This window comes from Neisseria dentiae, assembly GCF_014055005.1.
In the GTDB taxonomy this organism is placed as follows: Bacteria; Pseudomonadota; Gammaproteobacteria; order Burkholderiales; family Neisseriaceae; genus Neisseria; species Neisseria dentiae.
In genome coordinates this window covers 204,210-226,566 of sequence record NZ_CP059570.1, presented here as the reverse complement: position 1 = coordinate 226,566, position 22,357 = coordinate 204,210, and the positions used below count along the sequence as shown (strand labels likewise).

Here is a 22,357-nt window from a genome sequence, read left to right as displayed (position 1 = left end):
ACTGTAAACAACGCTAGCTTTTCCTACATATTCAATAATTAACCTGCACGGTTACGGTGTCTTGATAATCGCCGTAGTGGTAGTCGGCGGAAGGCACGGTAGCGTAAATATTGTAGTTTTGCAGTGACCCCGTTCCCGTTCCGCCTATGCCGTTTCCGGTTTGTGTGGCGGTGGCGGTGTTGCCCCAAACCGCACCGTTGGCGCCGCTGCCCGAGCGGAGCTGGTAGGGAATGCGGTCGGTATTGCCGCCGCCCGGTGTAACGGGCAGCATTTCGCCCGCACCGGCGGTATTGTTGTTGGACGGCTTCAAGCCGATGTTGTAAGGCGTGCCGCTGGTACAGGTTACGCCGAGGGATGTGTTCCCTGTCAGATTGGTGTCGACGGGATTCACCGTGCCGAAGTCGATGTTGTTGGGTTTGTTAATATTGCAGTTTTTTACCACGGTGGCGGAAACGGTAAACGGAAAGCGGGTACGGGTATCACCACTATATTGACCGCAACGGCCGGAGTCGCTGAAAGCAAGACCTGTCGAACCTAACGTGAAGCCGTTGGTATATTGGCCAGCGGCAATAGCGGCAATATTGGATGAAGAGGTTATCAGCTTGGCATATACAGGAACCGTTTTAGATTGGGAAGACGGAGAGTTCCACATAAAATCAAAGACCATATTAATAGTGGTGGGGAATGCCGGATACTTGAAGGAACCCCAAATCGTATTATGGTTGGCATCGGTGTAAAGGTTAAATGCCAACCGGTTCCCTGTTCCAGAGCAAGCGCCGTTCGGGCACATATAGCGGGGGTTGAATTGGGTGGCTCCCCCTGCTTTTCCACCGTCGACTCCCAAACAAACATGAAACGTTTGATCCTGCCAAGTGGTTCTACTACAAGTAACAGTTACGGTAGCCTGAGTGGTCAGCGTGTCGGGATTAAGCAAATCCACATTGCCGAAATTAACATCCTGCATGGTTGCCATGCAGTTTGCCCGGGCCGTCTGAACAAACAACAGCAGGCAGGCTGCGGCAAACAGCCGGGCGATAAGCAGTATGCGCGGTTTGGCGGGGCGGCCGGAAAACGGGCGACTAGTCAGGTTTATTGTGTGCATATGATTTCACCTAAATCGGGCAGGTCGGCCTGATGCGGGCCGGTTTGATAGTTTGCGCTGAAGCGGCATTCGCTTTCATCGGGCAGGGTGATGCTGAAGCGGTTTTCTCCTGCCGCCAGGTTTTCAATAAAGGTTTGGCCGTCGAAACCGACCACGGCCGCCGGTAGGCCGTCTGAACGGCGGATAACGGCTCCGGCGGGAACAAACTGCCCGTCGGCGCTTTTCAAAACCATCGAAGCGGCCTGCATGCGGTTGAACCTGAAGTTAACGTTAACGCCGGACCGTTCGGACGGCACGGCCAAAATGCGAGCGCGCTCGGCTGCCATATTTTGCGGCAGGTCGGTGATGTCGGCATCGAGCGTATTCTCTTGATAGGCCGAAAGATTGGGCACCAGCAATAAGCCTTTGCGGTTGGTATGGCCTACTTTGTTGTTAAACAAAGACACGGGCACGTCTGCCACGCCGTCGGTGCTGACAACGGCAAAGCTGTTGTCGACGGTGCGCGTGGCAAACAGGCCGCCGTTCATCCACACCAGCCCGCCTTTCCAACCTGCGCTCCAATCGGTGCGGCCCTGTGCGTTGTAAACATTGCCGCGCGCATCGCCGTATTGGGTGTCGTAGTTGATAAAGCCGTTCAGACGGCCTCTGCGCCGCCCCTGTGTTTCGTTTTGCTGCCAGCCGATGTTCCACGACGGGCTGTTCAGGCCGTCTGAAGATTTGCTGACCGAAACGCGGTAGCTGTTGTCGCCGCCGTTGTCGCGCTGGCCGCTGAGCGTGGAGAAATAGCCTTTGTCGAGGTTGAACGACACGCCGCCGTAAAGGCTGTGCTGCCCGCCGGGGGTGAAGTTGCGGGCCGCACTCAAAAATATGCTGGTGCGGCTGCCGAAATTGCGGTTCCAGTTTAAAGTGCCCACCTTGTCGGGCGTTTCCTGCCCTTTTTTGCTGTGCAGGTAAGACAGGGCAAAAGAGCCTAACAGGTTGTTGTTCCAACCCACGGCAAGGGATGCGGTGCGGACGGGGGCGGCAGCTTCGGCAAGATAGGCGGCGGGGTCGAGCGTGGTGCTCAAATGCGCGAAACGGCCGTCGGTTCGGCTCCAACCCGTGCCGAACGACCAACCGCCTTTCTGCGTGCTGAAAGAAACGCTGCTCTGCCTGCCGTTTTGTGTTTGAAGGCGGCTGTGCGCATGGCTGAGGTTTAACTGTCCTAACGAACCCAGCACCATGCCGGATGCCGCACCGATTTGGCGGTAGCCGCTGCTGCCTTCGGCGTGCAGCTGGACGGTTAGGGCATTGGTGATGCCGTAACGCCATGTGCCGCTGCCCGCCGGTTTGTTGCCGTAATCGGCGGAGGCCAAACCGTAACCACGGCGCAGATAGCCTGCCTCCAGCGACCATTCCGACAATCCTTTGGCCAAGAGGCCGCTGCCGCCGTATAAAGGCATATCCACAACAACGGTTCGGCCCAACACATCGGTGGCCACCACTTGCGCCATGCCGCTGCCGCTGATGCCCGGCGGCAGGGTGATTTCATATTTGCCTGCGGCAATATCGCGGCTGTATTGTTTTACGCCGTCCAGATATAAATCTACCGTGCCCGGCAGCGTACTTTCGCCCAAATAAGAAAACAACGGGGCGGTATTGCGCCACGGCTGCACACTGTATGTGCGTTCCAGCCTGATGCCCCCGAGACGCGAACTGCCCGAGCCGTTCAGTTGGCTGGTAAGCACGTCGCCGGCAGTCAACACCAACCCTTTGTCGGCCCATACCGTGCGCCAATAAGTGTCCAAACGGACATTGTTCGGCGACGCGGCACCGGCTTGCGGGCTTTGGCGGCTCCAAAGCTGATTGTGGCTCAAATAGCCGAAGGGCGTGGTGAGACGTGCCTCGGCCAACAGCCCTTGGCTGACATCGCCGTTGTGGTTGCGGGAAACGTTGTAATCATAATTGAGCACACCTGCGAAACCCGATTCGGCAACCTGATAAGCCCGTTGCGGCAGGCCGCCGATACGGGTGGTCGGCAAATCCAGCCACGCCAGCGGTGCGGTTAACGCCAAAGCCTGCCCGGCGGCATCGTATTGCATCTGTAACTGGGCAATGCTGTCCAGCACATACCAAATATCATGTGGCGGCTCGGCAGGAGTGGCTTCGGCTGGGATTTCGGTTGGGGTTTCGGTGTCGGATGAAGCGGCGGCGGATGAGGTGCGGCCGTCTGAATCTGATGTGCCGTCGCGGGGCTGTTGCGGCGCCATGCTGCGGGCCTGCTGCAACAATTCGGGCGGTATGCGGATGCCGAGCGAGGTTAGGGTTTTGTTTTGAACCAGCAGGGTTTCTTTATGCGAAATGAATTCATACAGGCCGTCTGAAACGCTGCCGTTTACGCTCACCTGAGGGTAAACCGGCAGCCATTCGGCCGAATAAACGGCCGCGTCCGGCAGATTGGGCTGTGCGGATATTTGTAAGGGGAGAAAACACAGCAAAATGCCGGAAACGATATGCTTGAGCGGGAAAGCAGCGTTAACGGGCTGCAAACTGAACCTCCGGTTGAATTATGCGGCCGTTAACCGTAACAAAAAGTTTACCTTGGCGCAGGGCGGCGGCAGATGTGTTCAAACTGTATTGCCAGGTTTTGCCCGGCAGCACATATCCGGCCAAACCGCCGACCAGGCTGTGCCGGTTTTTGCCGTTTTCTACGGCAATATTGCTCAATTGCGCATGAGCCGTGCCGGTGTTGGCGGCGGTAAGCAGCACCTTGCCGTCGGGCGTGCTTTGGGCGCGCCACTGCAACACGGTTTCGGGGTTTTCGGTTTGGTTTAAAAACAGGGGCACCGAATAACGCAATACGAATTGCAGGCCTTTTTGCGGTTTATCCGGTGCGGGCAGTTCGTCGACCACCAAGCGGTAGGCTTCTTCGGCCGCTCCGGCAGATTGGGTGCGGATAACCCGGAACTGCTGCGAACCGCCCGCAGCAAGCTTAACCATGGGCGGGCTGGCCACCACCGCATGGCTGGGCGTGAGTACGTCTTTGCCTTTGCCGTCCTGATCCCAACGGTAAACGCGCACTTGCGCGGTAAGCGGTTGTGCGCCCGTATTGGTTAAAGTGAAAACACCCGCCCGCTGTTTGGCGGGCAGGGCAAGTCCGGTAGGGCTGATTTGCAGGCCGGCGGCTTGGCTGCAAAGCGCCGCAGCGCCCAACGCCAAACCGCACAGCCAACCTGCCGGTTTATGTGTGAACCATACCATATGTATATCGGCTTGTCGGTTTAGTAGATAACGGAAACGGTTACTTTGTCGGCATAGCGGCCAACCGGCTTGTCGAGCTGGTTGCCTGCCACGCGGCCGTAAACCGGATAATTGACATTTTGGGCAAAACCTTGGCCGGTTGCGGATAAGGTGTTGGTACCGTTTTGGTCGCCCCACACTTGGCTGCGGGCGCTGTCTTGATACAGGGTGTAGGCGATTTTTTCGTTGGCTGCGCCGGTGCCGGCCAAACCGTTCATGTTACCGCCGCCGGCATTGTTATTGTCGGTAGCGGGGGTAAGAGCGATTTGGTAAGGCGTGCCTCTGGTGCATTTCACGGCAATGCCGTCCGAACCGCCGGCTTTGCTTTGGCCGTCAACATCAGTATTGTGGTTGGAGAAGTATTCGCCGAAATCGATATCCGCACCGGCAGAAGGCGTGGTTGCCTCTACCGTGGGGGCGCCGCCGCCGTTGGTTACCACTTCGCAAACGGGTTTGATGCGGATGGTAACGTGGAAGTCGGCTGTTTTGGTTTCTGCCGCCGCCATGCCGGAAGCCAGCAAAGTTGCTGCGGTCGAGGTGAGTACGAAGAGTTTTTTTACCGTTTTCATGTGTAAAGTCCTTTTATTAAAACAACCGGTTAAAATACCGGCCGTATTTATTTTTTAGCGTTGCGTTGGAAGTTATCTTGCAGGCCGTTTATATTTATTGCGGGCTGCACCGTAAATCTTGTGAAAGATTTTATACATACCGAATATCAAAAATTCCAGCCGTCAGGATATTGGAATTATCTGATTGTTTACTAAAATTGGCAATATTTTTACTTAGGTTAATTTAAAACATTTACTAATCTGTTGCAAACACATCCATACGCCCCAAAACCGGGCGGCCTTGGCAGGCACTTTACCGGCAACAACCGTTTTATCCCGCACCGCATCGGCGGCACACCGCGTTTTACAAGACTTTAAAATTTGTAAACCTTTCAACTCGCAGGTAAAATCCCGCCGGTTGGAAATTTATGTTGATGCGGCTGTGCCGCCGTTATTTTGTGGAGAAACAGATATGAATGCCGTGGTGATTGCGGTTTTTGTGATGCTCGCGCTGTCGCTTGCGCGCGTGCATGTGGTGTTGAGCCTGCTGCTGGGCGCGCTGGCCGGCGGCCTGATGGCCGGATTGGGCTTGGCGGAAACCATGAAAGTGTTTCAAACCGGCCTGGCCAACGGCGCGCAGATTGCGCTTTCGTATGCCATGCTCGGCGCGTTCGCCGTGGCCATCGCCCACTCGGGCTTGCCGCAAACGCTGGCCAATGCGGTTATCCGCCGTTTGGATGCCAACCATGTGCGCGACAATGTGCCCGGCCGCATCGGCAGCATCAAATGGGGGCTGCTGCTGGCTCTTTTGGCGATGAGCATCATGAGCCAAAACCTGATTCCGATTCATATCGCCTTTATTCCGTTGATTATTCCGCCGCTGCTGTTGGTGTTCAACCGTATGCAGATCGACCGCCGCCTGCTTGCCTGCGTGATGACGTTCGGCCTGGTTACCACCTATATGTGGCTGCCCTACGGCTTCGGCGAAATTTTCTTGAAACAGATTTTGGTGGGCAACATCAACAAATCGGGTCTGAACGTGGATAACGTAAACGTGATTCACGCCATGACCATTCCCGCTTTGGGCATGGTGGCCGGCCTGCTGATTGCGGTGTTTTTCAGCTACCGCCGTCCGCGCGCCTATCAAAATACTTCTGCCGATGTGGCGGCCAACCATCAGGCGATGGTGCAGCCGAAAATGTCTGCCTACCGCAGCTGGGTGGCGTTGGCGGCGATTGTGGTGTCGTTTGCCGTGCAATTATGGGCCGATTCGCTGCTGCTGGGCGCGATGGTCGGCTTTGCCGTGTTTATGGCCGCCGGCGTGGTGCGCTGGGGCGAAGCCGATGCCGTGTTTAACAACGGCGTGAAAATGATGGCGATGATCGGCTTTATTATGATTGCCGCACAGGGTTTCGCCGAAGTGATGAAGGCTACCGGCCAGATTGAGCCGCTGGTGAAAGCCTCGGCCGATATGTTTGCCGGCAGCAAAGGCATGGCCGCTTTTGTGATGCTGCTGGTGGGGCTGCTGGTAACCATGGGCATCGGCAGCTCGTTTTCCACCCTGCCGATTATCACTGCGATTTATGTGCCGCTGTGCGTGGGCATGGGCTTCTCACCGATGGCAACGCTGGCGATTATAGGCACCGCAGGCGCGCTGGGCGATGCCGGTTCGCCCGCCTCCGACTCCACGCTCGGCCCCACCGCCGGTTTGAATGTGGACGGCCAGCACGACCACATGCGCGACACGGTTATCCCCACTTTTCTACACTACAACCTGCCGCTGATGGTGTCGGGCTGGATTGCCGCTATGGTGTTGTGATGCAAAACCTCGAAAACCGCATCACCGAACTGGAAATCCAAACCGCGTTGCAGGCCGATTTAATCGACAGCCTCAGCAACACCGTCGCCAAGATGCAGCAAGCGTTGGATTTGCAGCAGGGACAGCTCAGGCTGCTCTACCGGCGCCTGCAAGAAAAGGGAGGCGAAGGCAACGATGCCGCATACAATCCGGCAGACGAAATCCCGCCGCATTATTAATCTGCCGACAGGCCGAGACCTTTGCAAAAAACCAATTTTAACTTGAAAACGTTTGTATTCCGTCATTCCCGCGCAGGCGGGAATCCAGTCGTTTTTCATAAGTTATTGAAATAAAATACTTGATGATTTTAAGGCTGGATTCCCGCCTGCGCGGGAATGACGATAACCGGATGTTTCAGACGGCCCCAAAGAATTTTGCAAAGGTCTCGGCCTGTTTGGTATCCGCCGCCATTACGCTTATCAAGGCCGTCTGAAAACATCACCCATCAAGCCAACCGCAACCAAACAAGATTTTGCCGGGCAGAAAGATTATCCACCATGAACATCACCGTTTTGGCCGTCGGCACCAAAATGCCGCGCTGGGTCGATGAGGCCGTCAACGAATACGCCAAGCGTTTCGGGCGCGACGTTTGCTACACCTTAAAAGAAATCAAACCCGAAAAGCGCGGCGCCGGCGTGAATGCCGCCCAAGGCATGGCCGCAGAAGAAAAACGCATACTCGAAGCCATCCCCGCCGGCGCATTTTTAGTGGTGCTCGACGAGCGCGGCAAAGCCCCCACATCGGTAGAGCTGGCCGGCCATTTGGAAAACTGGCAGCGCAACGGCGAGCACGTCTGTTTCGTTATCGGCGGTGCCGACGGCATGACCGACCGGCTCAAGCAACAGGCGCGCCTGATGATGCGCCTGTCCAGCCTTACCCTACCGCACGGCATGGTGCGCGTGCTGCTCACCGAGCAGCTCTACCGCGCCGTATCGATTCTGCACAACCACCCCTATCACCGCGAATAAACAGGCACACAACCCGAGGCCGTCTGAAAACATTTTCAGACGGCCGAAAATTTTTACACCGCTTGCAACACAACAGCAGCCACGCAAAATATGCCGCCAACGGCAGATTCGCACAGGCTGATGCCCGAGCCGTTATAGATTTTCACCCCCCTTTGCTATATCATTCCCCCCATCTATTTGCAGGAGCACAGCCATGTATGAAGTTAACCGCAGCGTATTTTTCCTGATTCCCCTCGAGCCGTTTTGGAACTGGCTGCAATCACTGCCCGAAAGCCCCGAAGACATCCGCCTCGAAGACTTGCAGGCCGATTCCAATTCCTATCTCGTACGCCCCTGCGAAACCGCCGACGAAGTGTGGGACGAAATCGAAAGCCGCTACGAACAGCTTTTCGCCGCCGAGCTGGCCGACTGGTGCGAAGACGAAAGCCTGTGGCCCGATTTGGATCCCGACATCTTCAACGAATGGTTCGACATCCAACTTTCCACCGTATTGACCGATTTGGAACAAGAACCGCTCGGCCGCGAAATCTTCCAGCCCATCACCCTGAATTAAGTTTTCAGACGGCCTTTCGCATGACCCGCATACGCATACGCAGTTACCACCTCGACGGCTACGGCCACGTCAACAACGCGCGCTATCTCGAATTTCTCGAAGAAGCGCGCTGGGCTTTTTTCGAACAGCACAACCTGCTGCGCCTGCTCGACGGCATCATGATGGTGGTTGCCCGCATCGACATCCGCTACCTGCGTGCCGCACAAGAAGGCCAAACGCTGGATATCGCCACCCGTATCCAGTCTGCCGAACCCCGCCAAGTTATGCTCCGCCAAACTATCCGCCGCAACGACACCGGCAAAACCGCCGCCGAAGCCGACATCACGCTGGTTCCCGTCAGCGCCGCCAACGGCCTCAGCACCGACCTGCCTGCCGAACTGCTCACCTTTTTAACCGAACACACATACGCCGAATCATGAAAAAAATCCTCACCGCCGCCGCCGCGCTCATTGTCGCCGCCCTGCTTGCCTTCGTGCTGTGGCCGAAAAACCAACCCGCCACCACCTTTTCCCTACCCGACTTAAACGGCAAAACCGTCAGCAATGCCGACTTGCAGGGCAAAGTTACCCTGATTAACTTTTGGTACCCCTCCTGCCCCGGCTGTGTCAGCGAAATGCCCAAGCTGATTCAAACCGCCAAAGACTACCACGGCAAAGATTTCCAAATCATCGCCATTTCCCTGCCCTACGATCCGTTGGAAAGCGTTAAAAACTATGCCGCCGACCGCCAACTGCCGTTTACCGTCATGTATGATGCCGACGGCAAAACCGGCAAAGCCTTCGGCGTAAAAGTCGCCCCCACTTCGTTTTTCGTCAATAAAAAAGGCGAACTGCTGAAAACCTTTGCCGGCGAACCGGATTTCGCCAAGCTCTATCAGGAAATCGATCGAGAGCTGGCGAAATAAGCTGAAACATTACACAATCCGAAGTTTTTTCAAACCATATCGGCTTCTAACGCGCCCGCGCAATACTTGAATTTGACAAAAACCTCTCCCAAACCACCCAACCGCAAAGAGGCCGTCTGAAACATTTCAGACGGCCTCTTTGCGAAATACCAGCTACTCCATCCAAACGGTTACCTGAACAATCAAGGTAACCGTTTTTGCATTTTCAGACGTGTTTCTCGTCCATATTTCCCTCAATTAGCCCCTTTATCGGGGTGTCCATTGCCTTTTCAGGCAGCAGCAGGCACACGAAGCCTGTTGGCTGCCTTTAGCAGGTTCAGGCACACCGCTTTCAAATGGCTTTGCGCCAGCACTTTCCGTAAGCCAAAATAACGCGCTCTTTTACAGCCGAACTTCCGGTGCAGCGTACCGAAGGTTTGCTCGACCACATAACGCACTTTCGACAGCTGCGTATTGCGCTGTTTCTCATGCTCCGTTAAAGGTTTGCCCCGGTGTGCCTTACGCATAATGCCGTCGGATAGCTGTTTGCTTTGCAGATGTTCCCGGTTGGCTTTACTGTCATACCCTTTATCGGCATAGACGGTTGTTCCGGGTGCGATGCCGTCCAACAGCGGTTCGAAATGGTTGCATTCATGGGCGTTGGCCGGAGTGATGTGCAGTTTCTCGATATAGCCTTCTGAATCGGTGCGGGTGTGTTGTTTGTAGCCCAAGGTGAATTTGCCCTCTTTCTTCACCCAGCGCGCATCCTTATCTTTGCTGGGCAAGGTTTCGGCGGTGATGCCGTTTTCATCGGTTTCGATAGCCTGACGCTGTTTGCCTCCGGCAGTTTGGATGATGGTGGCGTCAATTACTGCCGCCGGGGCTTTCTCTATTTTTAAGCCTTTTTGGGTCAGCTGGCAGTTAATCAGTTCGAGAAGCCGGGCTAAGGTGTCATCCTGTGCCAGCCAATTGCGGAAACGGCAGAGGGTGCTGTGGTCAGGTAAGGAGACCTCATCAAACCCGCAGAAGAAGTAGAAATCCAGACGGGTGGCTAAACAGCGTTCCAATTCCGGATCGGAAAGGCTGTGCCATTGGCCGAGCAATACGGCTTTGAGCATGGGCAGTAGCGGATAGGCGGGGCGACCGCGGTGGTCGCGGATGTAACGGGTCTTTTGCCGGTTGAGAAGTTGTTCGATGGGCTGCCAATCGAGTAGCTGGTTAATTTTGAGCAACGGGTAGCTGTCGATATGTTTGCTCATCATTATTTGGGCTTGTTGGTGGAAAAAGCTGTTCATAAAAAACTCCTCTGAATTCTTTAGGAGAATTTAGAGGAGTTTTGGTTTTTTTGCAAAGGTCTCGGCCTCTTTCATTAGCAAAATATACCGTTACCGGTAAAATTCTTCGACACAAAACAGATAACGTATCAAAAAAACTCAGCTTTACCCTTCCCGCAAAATCTTGCGGATAGCAGCCAATTGCCGACGGCTCACGGCCAAAGGTTTCTCCACGTCCAAAATACGGGCGCCCCAAGTGGCATTATTATCGTCTTCCTCGCCGTTATCCAAGCGGATCAAGCAATCCAACGTATGGCGGAATACCAAAGCATTACGGTGGATGCGGATAACCTTCTCCCCCAGCAATTCTTCCCAATAAACCAATGTTTTCGGCAACTCATAACTCTGGCCGTCGCCGGTAAACAAAAACACCGTTTTATGCTCGGCCAACAAATAACGCACCTGCTGCCACGGAATCTCAACCATACGGTTACGGTTGAACACTTTGAAGTGCGTAAAATCATCGGCCTTTTCGCGGTGCTTCTCATTCAGCCGCTCCAACGCCGTCTGCAAACGCGAAACTTTAATCGGCTTAAGCAGATAATCCGCAGCCGCAAGCTCGAAAGCGCGCAAAGCATGCTCTTCGTATGCCGTCGTAAAAATAATTTCCGGCTGCTTCTTCGCCACCCGCTTAATGCGCTCGACAAAATCCAACCCGGTAATCTCCGGCAGGCCGATATCGGCGAATACAATATCCACCTCATGGATACTCAACCAATCCAAAGCGGGCTGGGCGTGATGGAAAATCTTCAGCAAAACAACATTGCACTCTTCCAGCAGAACCCGCAAACGCTCTGCCGCCAATACTTCATCTTCAACAATAATGGCACTCAGCATATTCTGTCATTCTGTTGGTTAATCAATCAAAATGTTCAATTTCAAACAATAACAAGCACTCTGCTGTCAAATCAGTTACCAACCTGCGATACAGGCATTTCCAAACTGAACGGATAAGGGCATATCGTATCCTGAACAATAGCTTATATCAATATTAATCATTAAAAAACAAAGAGCAACCACGCATTACGAACCGAACATTACATCAAAATAAACAAATAAATGAAATTTTTTTCTACAAAAAACAAGAATAATGAAACAAACGCAAAAATCAAACAAAAAAAACAAAAGAAAAAGCTATAAAAAAAGAAATTTAAATTCTATGACAAATGTAACAAACTTCATAATTTTGTAAACTTAATACAACGGAAGGTATCAAAGGCATAAAAAAACCGCCTTTTATTAGGCGGTTTTTAATATTTGGTTGCGGGGGCAGGATTCGAACCTACGACCTTCGGGTTATGAGCCCGACGAGCTACCATGCTGCTCCACCCCGCGTCATTAGATTTAAAATTATATAAAACTATCAAAACTGTGTCAACCGTTTTAATCAGGCTTTCAAAATACCTCTTTCTAATTATCTACTTCACCTAAAATTGAAAAAGTATAATTTAAAAAGTATAGCGGATTTGATTACTTCAATACAAGGCAGCAAGCCGCAGGCTGCCTATACCGTTTAACCGGCTGGTACCGGCTGCATAAGCATACGGCTGCCACAACACCTGCCGAATAGCACAACACGATATTCAAGAAACCAGCCCTGCAATTAGGCCGTCTGAAATAGATTCATTTCAGACGGCCTTTGCATCTATAGTGGATTAAAATAAGAATGCCGAAGTAGGGTAAAACGATTCTTTAGCATATCGCCCAATTGCAAGTTTGAATGCAGTTATTTCATTTCGGAGTTTTTATTTGAATTCACTATACTTGCCCTGCACAGCCTGCCGGCAGCTTCACTACTTACCGGCCGGTTTTTTCACCGCGGGCTGCGCCTTCTTCGCCGCCCCGGCCCCCACCGTCGCCTCCTCACGCAGCTTCGCCAGTATCCCCGCGCCTATCCCCTTCACGTTCTGCAAATCGTCCACGCTCTTGAACGGCCCGTTCTGCTCACGGTACGCCACGATCGCCGCCGCCTTCGACGGCCCTATCCCCGGCAGCGCCTTCAGCTCCTCCGCCGTCGCGGTGTTGATGTTCACCGCCGCCAGCAGCAGCGGTGCCGCCAGTGCCGCCAGGGCACCGAAGAGATAATGTTTCAGTTTCATGCTTTTCCTCCGTAATGAATGTCTCTAAACCGTGCCGGTCTTTTCCGGCACGCCGTCTATCATAAGCGATGACTGCCGCTTTTCAAACACTTCCACCCCCTCAATTATAGTCAATTAAAATAAGAACTACGTAGCAGTGCAGTCATAAAATCTCCCACGGCAGGTAAAACTTTCCGTAAATGCTTTTTAATATTCGCCCATACCTTTTCAATCGGATTAAGCTCGGGTGAATAAGGAGCAAGGGGCAATACTTTATGTCCCTGCTTCTGCGCCATTTCAGTCAAAACCGCCATACGGTGGAAACGGGCATTGTCCATAATGATGACGGATTTCTCCGTCAGTTCGGGCAGCAGCATTTGCTCAAACCATGCTTCGAACAGGCTGCCGTCCATGGTGCCGCAATAGGTCATGGGGGCAATCAGGCTGCCTTTACCTTGGATTTGTGCCGCAACCAATGAAATACGTTGGTATTTTCTGCCGCTGATTTGTGCTTTGACGGGTACGCCTTTTTTCGAGTAAGCGTAAGGGCGGTAAAAAAAGGTGTCGAACCCTGTTTCATCAAGAAAAACTGCTTGATAGTCAGTATATTGGCTCAATGCTTGTTGATAAGCGGCTACTTGTTCGGGTTTTTGTTCTTTGTATGTGGTGGTCTTTTTTTTCGTGTGATGCCCATGACTTTGAGCAGGTAGCTGACATTTGGGGCGCTGCACCCTAAATGTTCTGCGATTTCGTGCAGGTAGGCATCAGGATGCTGTTCGAGATAGTCTGAAAGCTGTTGCCTGTCTATTTTTGTGGCATTACCACCTTTGACTTGATGCGCCAGTGAACCTGTTTGTTCATAGAGTCGCAGCCAACTGCTCAGCGTTTTGTCGCTGATACCATATACACGGCAGACTTGGCTTGCATTTTGGCATTGCCGGTAATATTCGATTGCTTTTTGTCGGAGTTCTATCGGGTAGGCCATTTTTTTCTGCTGGTAAGGGGGAGTAAAGTTCGGAATTCTTATTTTAATTCACTATAATAACTATGGTAACCGTTGTCGCCGCCCGGCAACACTTCCCATGGAACAAGCCCCCGATACTTCCGTACCGGGGGCTCTGAATGGGTGTCTGGCAGTGACCTACTTTCACATGGGTATCCACACTATCATCGGCGCTGGGTCGTTTCACGGTCCTGTTCGGGATGGGAAGGCGTGGGACCAACCCGCTATGGCCGCCAGACTTAAACTGTACAAATCGGTAAGCCGTTACGGAGCTTTTGCTCCGCTTATTTATTCTTTAATCAACTTTTCGGTGACGAAGTATCTTCATCAGTAAGCTTTCTCTTTGATGCTTTGTTTACGTTTCCGTCCAAAGTCCTTCAAATGATAGAGTCAAGCCTCACGAGCAATTAGTATGGGTTAGCTTCACGCGTTACCGCGCTTCCACACCCCACCTATCAACGTCCTGGTCTCGAACGACTCTTCAGTGCGGTTAAACCGCAAGGGAAGTCTCATCTTCAGGCGAGTTTCGCGCTTAGATGCTTTCAGCGCTTATCTCTTCCGAACTTAGCTACCCGGCGATGCGACTGGCGTCACAACCGGTACACCAGAGGTTCGTCCACTCCGGTCCTCTCGTACTAGGAGCAGCCCCCGTCAAACTTCCAACGCCCACTGCAGATAGGGACCAAACTGTCTCACGACGTTTTAAACCCAGCTCACGTACCACTTTAAATGGCGAACAGCCATACCCTTGGGACCGACTACAGCCCCAGGATGTGATGAGCCGACATCGAGGTGCCAAACTCCGCCGTCGATATGAACTCTTGGGCGGAATCAGCCTGTTATCCCCGGAGTACCTTTTATCCGTTGAGCGATGGCCCTTCCATACAGAACCACCGGATCACTATGTCCTGCTTTCGCACCTGCTCGACTTGTCGGTCTCGCAGTTAAGCTACCTTTTGCCATTGCACTATCAGTCCGATTTCCGACCGGACCTAGGTAACCTTCGAACTCCTCCGTTACGCTTTGGGAGGAGACCGCCCCAGTCAAACTGCCTACCATGCACGGTCCCCGATCCGGATCACGGACCTGGGTTAGAACCTCAAAGACACCAGGGTGGTATTTCAAGGACGGCTCCGCAAAGACTAGCGTCTCTGCTTCTCAGCCTCCCACCTATCCTACACAAGTGCCTTCAAAGTCCAATGCAAAGCTACAGTAAAGGTTCACGGGGTCTTTCCGTCTAGCAGCGGGGAGATTGCATCTTCACAACCATTTCAACTTCGCTGAGTCTCGAGAGGAGACAGTGTGGCCATCGTTACGCCATTCGTGCGGGTCGGAACTTACCCGACAAGGAATTTCGCTACCTTAGGACCGTTATAGTTACGGCCGCCGTTTACTGGGGCTTCGATCCGATGCGCTAACATCTTCAATTAACCTTCCAGCACCGGGCAGGCGTCACACCCTATACGTCCACTTTCGTGTTAGCAGAGTGCTGTGTTTTTAATAAACAGTCGCAGCCACCGATTCTCTGCGACCCTCCAATGCTTACACCGCAAGGGCTTAACATCGAAGGGCATACCTTCTCCCGAAGTTACGGTATCAATTTGCCGAGTTCCTTCTCCCGAGTTCTCTCAAGCGCCTTAGAATTCTCATCCTGCCCACCTGTGTCGGTTTGCGGTACGGTTCTGATCCAACTGAAGCTTAGTGGCTTTTCCTGGAAGCGTGGTATCGGTTACTTCGTATCCGTAGATACTCGTCGTCACTTCTCGGTGTTATGAGCGTCCGGATTTGCCTAAACACTCCACCTACCGGCTTAAACAAACTATTCCAACAGTTTGCTAACCTAACCTTCTCCGTCCCCACATCGCATTGAATCAAAGTACGGGAATATTAACCCGTTTCCCATCGACTACGCATTTCTGCCTCGCCTTAGGGGCCGACTCACCCTACGCCGATGAACGTTGCGTAGGAAACCTTGGGCTTTCGGCGAGCGGGCTTTTCACCCGCTTTATCGCTACTCATGTCAACATTCGCACTTCTGATACCTCCAGCATGCTTTACAACACACCTTCTACGGCCTACAGAACGCTCCCCTACCATGCGCCAAGCGCATCCGCAGCTTCGGTTACAGATTTGAGCCCCGTTACATCTTCCGCGCAGGACGACTCGACCAGTGAGCTATTACGCTTTCTTTAAATGATGGCTGCTTCTAAGCCAACATCCTGGCTGTCTGGGCCTTCCCACTTCGTTTACCACTTAATCTGTCATTGGGGACCTTAGCTGGCGGTCTGGGTTGTTTCCCTCTCGACAACGGACGTTAGCACCCGCTGTCTGTCTCCCATGATTGCACTTTCCGGTATTCTTAGTTTGCCATGGGTTGGTAAGTCGCAATGACCCCCTAGCCATAACAGTGCTTTACCCCCGGAAGTGATACATGAGGCACTACCTAAATAGTTTTCGGGGAGAACCAGCTATCTCCGAGTTTGTTTAGCCTTTCACCCCTATCCACAGCTCATCCCCGCATTTTGCAACATGCGTGGGTTCGGACCTCCAGTACCTGTTACGGCACCTTCATCCTGGCCATGGATAGATCACTCGGTTTCGGGTCTACACCCAGCAACTTGTCGCCCTATTAAGACTCGGTTTCCCTACGCCTCCCCTATCCGGTTAAGCTCGCTACTGAATGTAAGTCGTTGACCCATTATACAAAAGGTACGCAGTCACCCCTTAGGGCTCCCACTGTTTGTATGCATCAGGTTTCAGGTTCTCTTTCACTCCCCTCCCGGGGTTCTTTTCGCCTTTCCCTCACGGTACTGGTTCACTATCGGTCGATGATGAGTATTTAGCCTTGGAGGATGGTCCCCCCATCTTCAGACAGGATTTCTCGTGTCCCGCCCTACTTGTCGTATACCTAGTACCACCATTCGGATTTCGAATACGGGGCTATCACCCACTATGGCCAAGCTTTCCAGCTTGTTCTTCTATCCCAACGGCTATCGTATACAGGCTCCTCCGCGTTCGCTCGCCACTACTTGCGGAATCTCGGTTGATTTCTTTTCCTCCGGGTACTTAGATGGTTCAGTTCTCCGGGTTCGCTTCTCTTATCCTATGTATTCAGATAAGGATACCGTACAGAATACGGTGGGTTTCCCCATTCGGACATCGCGGGATCATTGCTTTATTGCCGGCTCCCCCGCGCTTTTCGCAGGCTTACACGTCCTTCGTCGCCTATCATCGCCAAGGCATCCACCTGATGCACTTATTCACTTGACTCTATCATTTGAAGAACCTTCTGACTTCGCTAACCCAACCGTTGACTAGCCGGCTAGCTTAGATTCCCTAATCTGATAAAGCTTACTGCTTTGTTGTGTACCGTATCCCGCCTTTTGTCTTTCAGGATACGGTCGATACAATCATCACCCAAATACTGTGGCCGGATTCTTTTCAGACGGCTTCAACCGCCTGCGGGCCGCGCTTTGACGCTTCCCAATCCGACCAACATTGTCTTTGTTTGTTGATTTCGGCTTTCCAATTTGTTAAAGATCGATGCGTTATTCGGAATGCTTTATTCCTAACGGCGCAAATCAAAGCAAACTCTTCAATTCGCTTTCATTTGCAGCGTTTTTTGGTGGAGGCAAACGGGATCGAACCGATGACCCCCTGCTTGCAAAGCAGGTGCTCTACCAACTGAGCTATGCCCCCAATCTTGGTGGGTCTGGGAGGACTTGAACCTCCGACCCCACGCTTATCAAGCGTGTGCTCTAACCAGCTGAGCTACAAACCCAGGTCGTGCCTCGAACAACAAATGTCTCCATCCGCCATCCGAAACCCTTGCCCGCATCTTCGTCTCACAGTTTACCGATAAGTGTGAATGCCCAAGCACCCCTTCTTTTCTCTAGAAAGGAGGTGATCCAGCCGCAGGTTCCCCTACGGCTACCTTGTTACGACTTCACCCCAGTCATGAAGCATACCGTGGTAAGCGGCCTCCTTGCGGTTAGCCTACCTACTTCTGGTATCCCCCACTCCCATGGTGTGACGGGCGGTGTGTACAAGACCCGGGAACGTATTCACCGCAGTATGCTGACCTGCGATTACTAGCGATTCCGACTTCATGCACTCGAGTTGCAGAGTGCAATCCGGACTACGATCGGTTTTTTGGGATTGGCTCCGCCTCGCGGCTTGGCTACCCTCTGTACCGACCATTGTATGACGTGTGAAGCCCTGGTCATAAGGGCCATGAGGACTTGACGTCATCCCCACCTTCCTCCGGCTTGTCACCGGCAGTCTCATTAGAGTGCCCAACCAAATGATGGCAACTAATGACAAGGGTTGCGCTCGTTGCGGGACTTAACCCAACATCTCACGACACGAGCTGACGACAGCCATGCAGCACCTGTGTTACGGCTCCCGAAGGCACCCCTCCGTCTCTGGAGGGTTCCGTACATGTCAAGACCAGGTAAGGTTCTTCGCGTTGCATCGAATTAATCCACATCATCCACCGCTTGTGCGGGTCCCCGTCAATTCCTTTGAGTTTTAATCTTGCGACCGTACTCCCCAGGCGGTCAATTTCACGCGTTAGCTACGCTACTAAGGTATCAAGTACCCCAACAGCTAATTGACATCGTTTAGGGCGTGGACTACCAGGGTATCTAATCCTGTTTGCTACCCACGCTTTCGGGCATGAACGTCAGTATTATCCCAGGGGGCTGCCTTCGCCATCGGTATTCCTCCACATCTCTACGCATTTCACTGCTACACGTGGAATTCTACCCCCCTCTGACATACTCTAGTCACCCAGTTCAGAACGCAGTTCCCAGGTTAAGCCCGGGGATTTCACATCCTGCTTAAGTAACCGTCTGCGCCCGCTTTACGCCCAGTAATTCCGATTAACGCTCGCACCCTACGTATTACCGCGGCTGCTGGCACGTAGTTAGCCGGTGCTTATTCTTCAGGTACCGTCATCACCCCGGGGTATTAACCCGAAGCTTTTCTTCCCTGACAAAAGTCCTTTACAACCCGAAGGCCTTCTTCAGACACGCGGCATGGCTGGATCAGGGTTGCCCCCATTGTCCAAAATTCCCCACTGCTGCCTCCCGTAGGAGTCTGGGCCGTGTCTCAGTCCCAGTGTGGCGGATCATCCTCTCAGACCCGCTACTGATCGTCGCCTTGGTAGGCCTTTACCCCACCAACCAGCTAATCAGACATCGGCCGCTCGAATAGCGCGAGGTCCGAAGAGCCCCCGCTTTCCTTCTCAAAGCGTATGCGGTATTAGCCATCCTTTCGGACAGTTATCCCCCACTACTCGGTACGTTCCGATGCGTTACTCACCCGTTCGCCACTCGCCACCCAAGAAGCAAGCTTCTCTGTGCTGCCGTCCGACTTGCATGTGTAAAGCATGCCGCCAGCGTTCAATCTGAGCCAGGATCAAACTCTTATGTTCAATCTCTAACTTTTAACTTCTGGTCTGCTTCAAAGAAACCGACAAAGAATAGATATATCTACATCTTGTCTGTTTTTTGTCGCAGTGTGAGGCACTAAGGCACTCACACTTATCGGTAATCTGTGTTGTTAAAGAGCGTTTCCTGCCGCCGAAGCAGCGAAGAAGGCGAACTATACACAACCAACAACAAAACAGTCAACACAAAAACCGAAAAATCCCACAACAAAAACAACAACCGACTGTTTCACAACAATATTTAATTCAACACAAACATTAAGCCGCCTGAAATCACTGAAACACTCCCTAAAAGTTGAACATCTTTGTAGAAATCATTACATTCTTTACACGACAGATTATTGTGTGTAGGAAAAGCTAGCGTTGTTTACAGTATTCAAAGGACAATACTATATGAACATCCATAAAACACCCTACTCGATCCGCATAACCGCCCAGCCATTTGGCGCGCTTAATATCCAAGACAAACAAAATCAGTGTGACTTCACCAGCCAAACAATACAACATCAGCAGAGTCACCATTTACCACATATTGAAAACCAACCGGTTGTAACTGCTCGCCTCGCACGAAGAGTACCAACAACCGTTTCAAACAGGCCAAATACGGTATGAAGCGTTTGTCCAAGGTAGAGCGGAAAATCGAGAAAAACTCAAGAAAAAACCAAGCGCTACAACAAGTCTCATCCCGGCAAAAGGTGCATGTCGATACCAAACGACTGCCATTACTACAAAACCAAAAAGCAACCAATCAGCGGGATTATCTGTTTGTTGTCATTGATGATTTATCGTGCGAATTGTGTGAATTGTATGTAGCTATTTTACCGGACCGTACCGCAGTCAGCACCGCCAAGTTTCTGCTGCGCGATGTGGTTGACTGCTGTCCGTATACGATAGAGTATGTTTATCCCAATAATGGGGTTGAGTACAAAGGTAGTGCCAACTACCCGTTCGGCATCGCCTGTTATGTGAACAATATCGGACAGAAGTTTACCCGTGCTGCCCGCCCGCAAACCAACGGTAAGGCGGAGTGGGTAATCCGCACGCTGATGGAGATGTGACACGATAAGGGGCGGTTTAAGGATTCGGAACACCTGCAAAAGGAGCTATGCCGTTTTGTTAATTAGGGACTTAGGAAGCAAAATCAGCAAAAATGATGCTAAGCTTCTGATATGTCTATTAAAAACAAGTACCAAAAGTTCAGTAAAATTACCGAATCAAAATTCCGCCAAATCCTGCGCTTTTCGCACTTGATTTGACCGCTTCCGATACCGCCAGACTCACCGGCATCAGTACCCGAAGTGTCAATAATCTGTTTCTCAAACTGCGTTGCCGTATGGCCGCTGAATGTGAACGGCAAACTCCCTTTGCCGGTGTGGTCGAACTGGACGAATCCTACTTCGGCTCCAAACGCATTCGCGGTAAACGCGGGCGAGGAGCGGGAGGCAAAACCATTGTTTTCGGCATCTTAAAACGGGACGACAAAGTCTATACCGAAATCGTGCCGGATACCTCGAAAGCTACACTGCAACAGGTTATTCGAGGGCGGGTTGCTGTTGAAAGTGTCATCAATACCGACGGCTGGCGCGGCTATCACGGTTTGGTCGATATGGGCTATGAAAAGCACTTCCGGGTACATCATGGTGCAGACGAGTTCGCCCGGGGTGCGCAATACATTAACGGCATCGAGTCGTTTTGGGGTTATGCCAAAAACCGCTTGGTTAAATTTAACAGTGTATCGAAACAGACTGAGACCTTTGCAAAAAAACCAAAACTCCTCTAAATTCTCCTAAAGAATTCAGAGGAGTTTTTTATGAACAGCTTTTTCCACCAACAAGCCCAAATATAGTGGATTAAAATAAGAATGCCGAAGTAGGGTAAAACGATTCTTTAGCATATCGCCCAATTGCAAGTTTGAATGCAGTTATTTCATTTCGGAGTTTTTATTTGAATTCACTATAATGATGAGCAAACATATCGACAGCTACCCGTTGCTCAAAATTAACCAGCTACTCGATTGGCAGCCCATCGAACAACTTCTCAACCGGCAAAAGACCCGTTACATCCGCGACCACCGCGGTCGCCCCGCCTATCCGCTACTGCCCATGCTCAAAGCCGTATTGCTCGGCCAATGACACAGCCTTTCCGATCCGGAATTGGAACGCTGTTTAGCCACCCGTCTGGATTTCTACTTCTTCTGCGGGTTTGATGAGGTCTCCTTACCTGACCACAGCACCCTCTGCCGTTTCCGCAATTGGCTGGCACAGGATGACACCTTAGCCCGGCTTCTCGAACTGATTAACTGCCAGCTGACCCAAAAAGGCTTAAAAATAGAGAAAGCCCCGGCGGCAGTAATTGACGCCACCATCATCCAAACTGCCGGAGGCAAACAGCGTCAGGCTATCGAAACCGATGAAAACGGCATCACCGCCGAAACCTTGCCCAGCAAAGACAAGGATGCGCGCTGGGTGAAGAAAGAGGGCAAATTCACCTTGGGCTACAAACAACACACCCGCACCGATTCAGAAGGCTATATCGAGAAACTGCACATCACTCCGGCCAACGCCCATGAATGCAACCATTTCGAACCGCTGTTGGACGGCATCGCACCCGGAACAACCGTCTATGCCGATAAAGGGTATGACAGTAAAGCCAACCGGGAACATCTGCAAAGCAAACAGCTATCCGACGGCATTATGCGTAAGGCACACCGGGGCAAACCTTTAACGGAGCATGAGAAACAGCGCAATACGCAGCTGTCGAAAGTGCGTTATGTGGTCGAGCAAACCTTCGGTACGCTGCACCGGAAGTTCGGCTGTAAAAGAGCGCGTTATTTTGGCTTACGGAAAGTGCTGGCGCAAAGCCATTTGAAAGCGGTGTGCCTGAACCTGCTAAAGGCAGCCAACAGGCTTCGTGTGCCTGCTGCTGCCTGAAAAGGCAATGGACACCCCGATAAAGGGGCTAATTGAGGGAAATATGGACGAGAAACACGTCTGAAAATGCAAAAACGGTTACCTTGATTGTTCAGGTAACCGTTTGGATGGAGTAGCTGGTATTTCGCAAAGGTCTCAGACTTTTTATTTACACTTAAAGAAAACCGAATTTCGCTTCAATCACAGGCATGATGATCTGTATAAAGTCTTGCTTAAAATACTGCGAAATCAACCCTTGGGCTAATTTTGCTTCCTTAGCTCCTTAATTATTACAATACGGTCAAACCGCATAGCTGTCTGAAAGGGAAAACGCCTTTCGAGGTGTTACAGACCTATTTTTCCCAACTTATTGTGTAAACAACACGGTTA

The 22,357-nt window shown here is 52.0% G+C and carries 14 protein-coding genes, 3 tRNA genes, 3 rRNA genes and 5 pseudogenes; 11 read left to right on the top strand and 14 right to left on the bottom strand.

What is annotated here, in order from left to right; genetic code table 11:
- Positions 1 to 31: 31 nt before the first annotated feature.
- Genes H3L92_RS01035 through H3L92_RS01020 form a run of 4 tightly spaced genes read right to left on the bottom strand, consistent with a single transcriptional unit; the run spans position 32 to position 4,950 of the window.
- On the bottom strand, positions 32 to 1,102 hold the full coding sequence (locus H3L92_RS01035; protein ID WP_085367129.1) for a Csu type fimbrial protein: 1,071 nt from the start codon (positions 1,100 to 1,102) through the stop codon (positions 32 to 34).
- A complete protein-coding gene (locus tag H3L92_RS01030; RefSeq protein ID WP_115336268.1) occupies positions 1,090 to 3,630 on the bottom strand; it encodes a fimbria/pilus outer membrane usher protein in 2,541 nt (846 codons plus the stop codon). Before H3L92_RS01030 ends, H3L92_RS01035 begins: the two co-directional genes overlap by 13 nt.
- Positions 3,617 to 4,342 carry a fimbrial biogenesis chaperone gene (locus tag H3L92_RS01025; protein ID WP_085367128.1) on the bottom strand — a complete coding sequence of 242 codons (726 nt, stop codon included), beginning with the start codon at positions 4,340 to 4,342 and terminating at the stop codon, positions 3,617 to 3,619. Before H3L92_RS01025 ends, H3L92_RS01030 begins: the two co-directional genes overlap by 14 nt.
- 20 nt (positions 4,343 to 4,362) lie before the next feature.
- Positions 4,363 to 4,950, bottom strand: a complete 588-nt coding sequence (locus H3L92_RS01020; RefSeq protein WP_085367127.1) for a Csu type fimbrial protein — start codon at positions 4,948 to 4,950, stop codon at positions 4,363 to 4,365.
- A 451-nt stretch (positions 4,951 to 5,401) separates the two neighbouring features.
- Here H3L92_RS01020 and H3L92_RS01015 point away from each other — a divergent pair, with 451 nt between their 5' ends.
- The 6 genes from H3L92_RS01015 to H3L92_RS00990 all read left to right on the top strand — a co-directional run bounded on the left by H3L92_RS01015 (position 5,402) and on the right by H3L92_RS00990 (position 9,212).
- On the top strand, positions 5,402 to 6,748 hold the full coding sequence (locus H3L92_RS01015; protein WP_085367126.1) for a Na+/H+ antiporter family protein: 1,347 nt from the start codon (positions 5,402 to 5,404) through the stop codon (positions 6,746 to 6,748).
- Complete coding sequence (locus H3L92_RS01010; RefSeq protein WP_085367125.1) at positions 6,748 to 6,966, top strand: SlyX family protein; 219 nt, start codon at positions 6,748 to 6,750, stop codon at positions 6,964 to 6,966. The genes H3L92_RS01015 and H3L92_RS01010 overlap by 1 nt, the downstream gene beginning before the upstream one ends.
- Positions 6,967 to 7,284: 318 nt before the next feature.
- A complete protein-coding gene (gene rlmH, locus H3L92_RS01005) occupies positions 7,285 to 7,755 on the top strand; it encodes a 23S rRNA (pseudouridine(1915)-N(3))-methyltransferase RlmH (RefSeq protein WP_085367124.1) in 471 nt (156 codons plus the stop codon).
- A 193-nt stretch (positions 7,756 to 7,948) separates the two neighbouring features.
- Positions 7,949 to 8,308 (top strand): VacJ, encoded by a 360-nt coding sequence (locus H3L92_RS01000; protein ID WP_085367123.1) that lies wholly within the window; start codon positions 7,949 to 7,951, stop codon positions 8,306 to 8,308.
- Between the two features lie 20 nt (positions 8,309 to 8,328).
- A complete protein-coding gene (locus tag H3L92_RS00995) occupies positions 8,329 to 8,727 on the top strand; it encodes an acyl-CoA thioesterase (protein WP_245945453.1) in 399 nt (132 codons plus the stop codon).
- The gene (locus H3L92_RS00990; protein ID WP_085367121.1) at positions 8,724 to 9,212 is read left to right on the top strand and encodes a TlpA disulfide reductase family protein; all 489 of its coding nucleotides are present in this window, start codon (positions 8,724 to 8,726) and stop codon (positions 9,210 to 9,212) included. The genes H3L92_RS00995 and H3L92_RS00990 overlap by 4 nt, the downstream gene beginning before the upstream one ends.
- 269 nt (positions 9,213 to 9,481) lie before the next feature.
- On the opposite strand, the gene H3L92_RS00985 is transcribed toward H3L92_RS00990, so the two are convergent.
- The 10 genes from H3L92_RS00985 to H3L92_RS00940 form a co-directional block, all read right to left on the bottom strand.
- On the bottom strand, positions 9,482 to 10,486 hold the full coding sequence (locus H3L92_RS00985) for an IS5 family transposase (protein WP_174222525.1): 1,005 nt from the start codon (positions 10,484 to 10,486) through the stop codon (positions 9,482 to 9,484).
- 144 nt (positions 10,487 to 10,630) lie between these two features.
- Positions 10,631 to 11,362 carry a LytR/AlgR family response regulator transcription factor gene (locus H3L92_RS00980; protein ID WP_085367207.1) on the bottom strand — a complete coding sequence of 244 codons (732 nt, stop codon included), beginning with the start codon at positions 11,360 to 11,362 and terminating at the stop codon, positions 10,631 to 10,633.
- Positions 11,363 to 11,783: 421 nt separating this feature from the next.
- Positions 11,784 to 11,860: transfer RNA gene (locus H3L92_RS00975), tRNA-Met, on the bottom strand.
- Between the two features lie 458 nt (positions 11,861 to 12,318).
- Positions 12,319 to 12,618 carry a ComEA family DNA-binding protein gene (locus H3L92_RS00970; RefSeq protein WP_085366598.1) on the bottom strand — a complete coding sequence of 100 codons (300 nt, stop codon included), beginning with the start codon at positions 12,616 to 12,618 and terminating at the stop codon, positions 12,319 to 12,321.
- 116 nt (positions 12,619 to 12,734) lie between these two features.
- Positions 12,735 to 13,588, bottom strand: a protein-coding gene (locus H3L92_RS00965; protein ID WP_115336200.1) for an IS630 family transposase whose coding sequence is annotated in 2 segments (ribosomal slippage) — positions 12,735 to 13,273 and positions 13,273 to 13,588 — 855 coding nt in all. Because the reading frame shifts where the segments join, the coding sequence is not laid out codon by codon here.
- A 143-nt stretch (positions 13,589 to 13,731) separates the two neighbouring features.
- Positions 13,732 to 13,844: ribosomal RNA gene (gene rrf, locus H3L92_RS00960) — 5S ribosomal RNA — on the bottom strand.
- A 148-nt stretch (positions 13,845 to 13,992) separates the two neighbouring features.
- Positions 13,993 to 16,876: ribosomal RNA gene (locus tag H3L92_RS00955) — 23S ribosomal RNA — on the bottom strand.
- 353 nt (positions 16,877 to 17,229) lie between these two features.
- Positions 17,230 to 17,305 (bottom strand) — tRNA-Ala (locus H3L92_RS00950).
- Between the two features lie 5 nt (positions 17,306 to 17,310).
- Positions 17,311 to 17,387 (bottom strand) — tRNA-Ile (locus H3L92_RS00945).
- A gap of 115 nt (positions 17,388 to 17,502) precedes the next feature.
- Positions 17,503 to 19,043, bottom strand: a 16S ribosomal RNA gene (locus H3L92_RS00940).
- Together the 16S, 23S and 5S rRNA genes with 2 tRNA genes alongside form the textbook arrangement of a ribosomal RNA operon.
- A gap of 408 nt (positions 19,044 to 19,451) precedes the next feature.
- Here H3L92_RS00940 and H3L92_RS13550 point away from each other — a divergent pair.
- From H3L92_RS13550 to H3L92_RS13685, 5 pseudogenes are all read left to right on the top strand, one after another.
- Positions 19,452 to 20,179, top strand: a pseudogene (locus H3L92_RS13550) (transposase family protein); the annotation flags it as partial.
- Positions 20,180 to 20,227: 48 nt separating this feature from the next.
- Positions 20,228 to 20,802: pseudogene (locus tag H3L92_RS00925) on the top strand (IS1595 family transposase); the annotation flags it as partial.
- Between the two features lie 214 nt (positions 20,803 to 21,016).
- Positions 21,017 to 21,988, top strand: a pseudogene (locus tag H3L92_RS00920) (IS5 family transposase).
- 100 nt (positions 21,989 to 22,088) lie between these two features.
- Positions 22,089 to 22,232: pseudogene (locus H3L92_RS00915) on the top strand (IS1595 family transposase); the annotation flags it as partial.
- Positions 22,233 to 22,249: 17 nt separating this feature from the next.
- Positions 22,250 to 22,345, top strand: a pseudogene (locus H3L92_RS13685) (IS481 family transposase); the annotation flags it as partial.
- Between the last annotated feature and the right edge of the window lie 12 nt (positions 22,346 to 22,357).

Coding starts and splice junctions, on each gene's coding strand:
- H3L92_RS01010 (WP_085367125.1), top strand. CDS start 6,748: ATGCAAAACCTCGAAAACCGCATCACCGAACTGGAAATCCAAACCGCG.
- rlmH (WP_085367124.1), top strand. CDS start 7,285: ATGAACATCACCGTTTTGGCCGTCGGCACCAAAATGCCGCGCTGGGTC.
- H3L92_RS00985 (WP_174222525.1), bottom strand. CDS start 10,486: ATGAACAGCTTTTTCCACCAACAAGCCCAAATAATGATGAGCAAACAT.
- H3L92_RS01035 (WP_085367129.1), bottom strand. CDS start 1,102: ATGCACACAATAAACCTGACTAGTCGCCCGTTTTCCGGCCGCCCCGCC.
- H3L92_RS00980 (WP_085367207.1), bottom strand. CDS start 11,362: ATGCTGAGTGCCATTATTGTTGAAGATGAAGTATTGGCGGCAGAGCGT.
- H3L92_RS01000 (WP_085367123.1), top strand. CDS start 7,949: ATGTATGAAGTTAACCGCAGCGTATTTTTCCTGATTCCCCTCGAGCCG.
- H3L92_RS01015 (WP_085367126.1), top strand. CDS start 5,402: ATGAATGCCGTGGTGATTGCGGTTTTTGTGATGCTCGCGCTGTCGCTT.
- H3L92_RS01020 (WP_085367127.1), bottom strand. CDS start 4,950: ATGAAAACGGTAAAAAAACTCTTCGTACTCACCTCGACCGCAGCAACT.
- H3L92_RS00995 (WP_245945453.1), top strand. CDS start 8,329: ATGACCCGCATACGCATACGCAGTTACCACCTCGACGGCTACGGCCAC.
- H3L92_RS01025 (WP_085367128.1), bottom strand. CDS start 4,342: ATGGTATGGTTCACACATAAACCGGCAGGTTGGCTGTGCGGTTTGGCG.
- H3L92_RS00990 (WP_085367121.1), top strand. CDS start 8,724: ATGAAAAAAATCCTCACCGCCGCCGCCGCGCTCATTGTCGCCGCCCTG.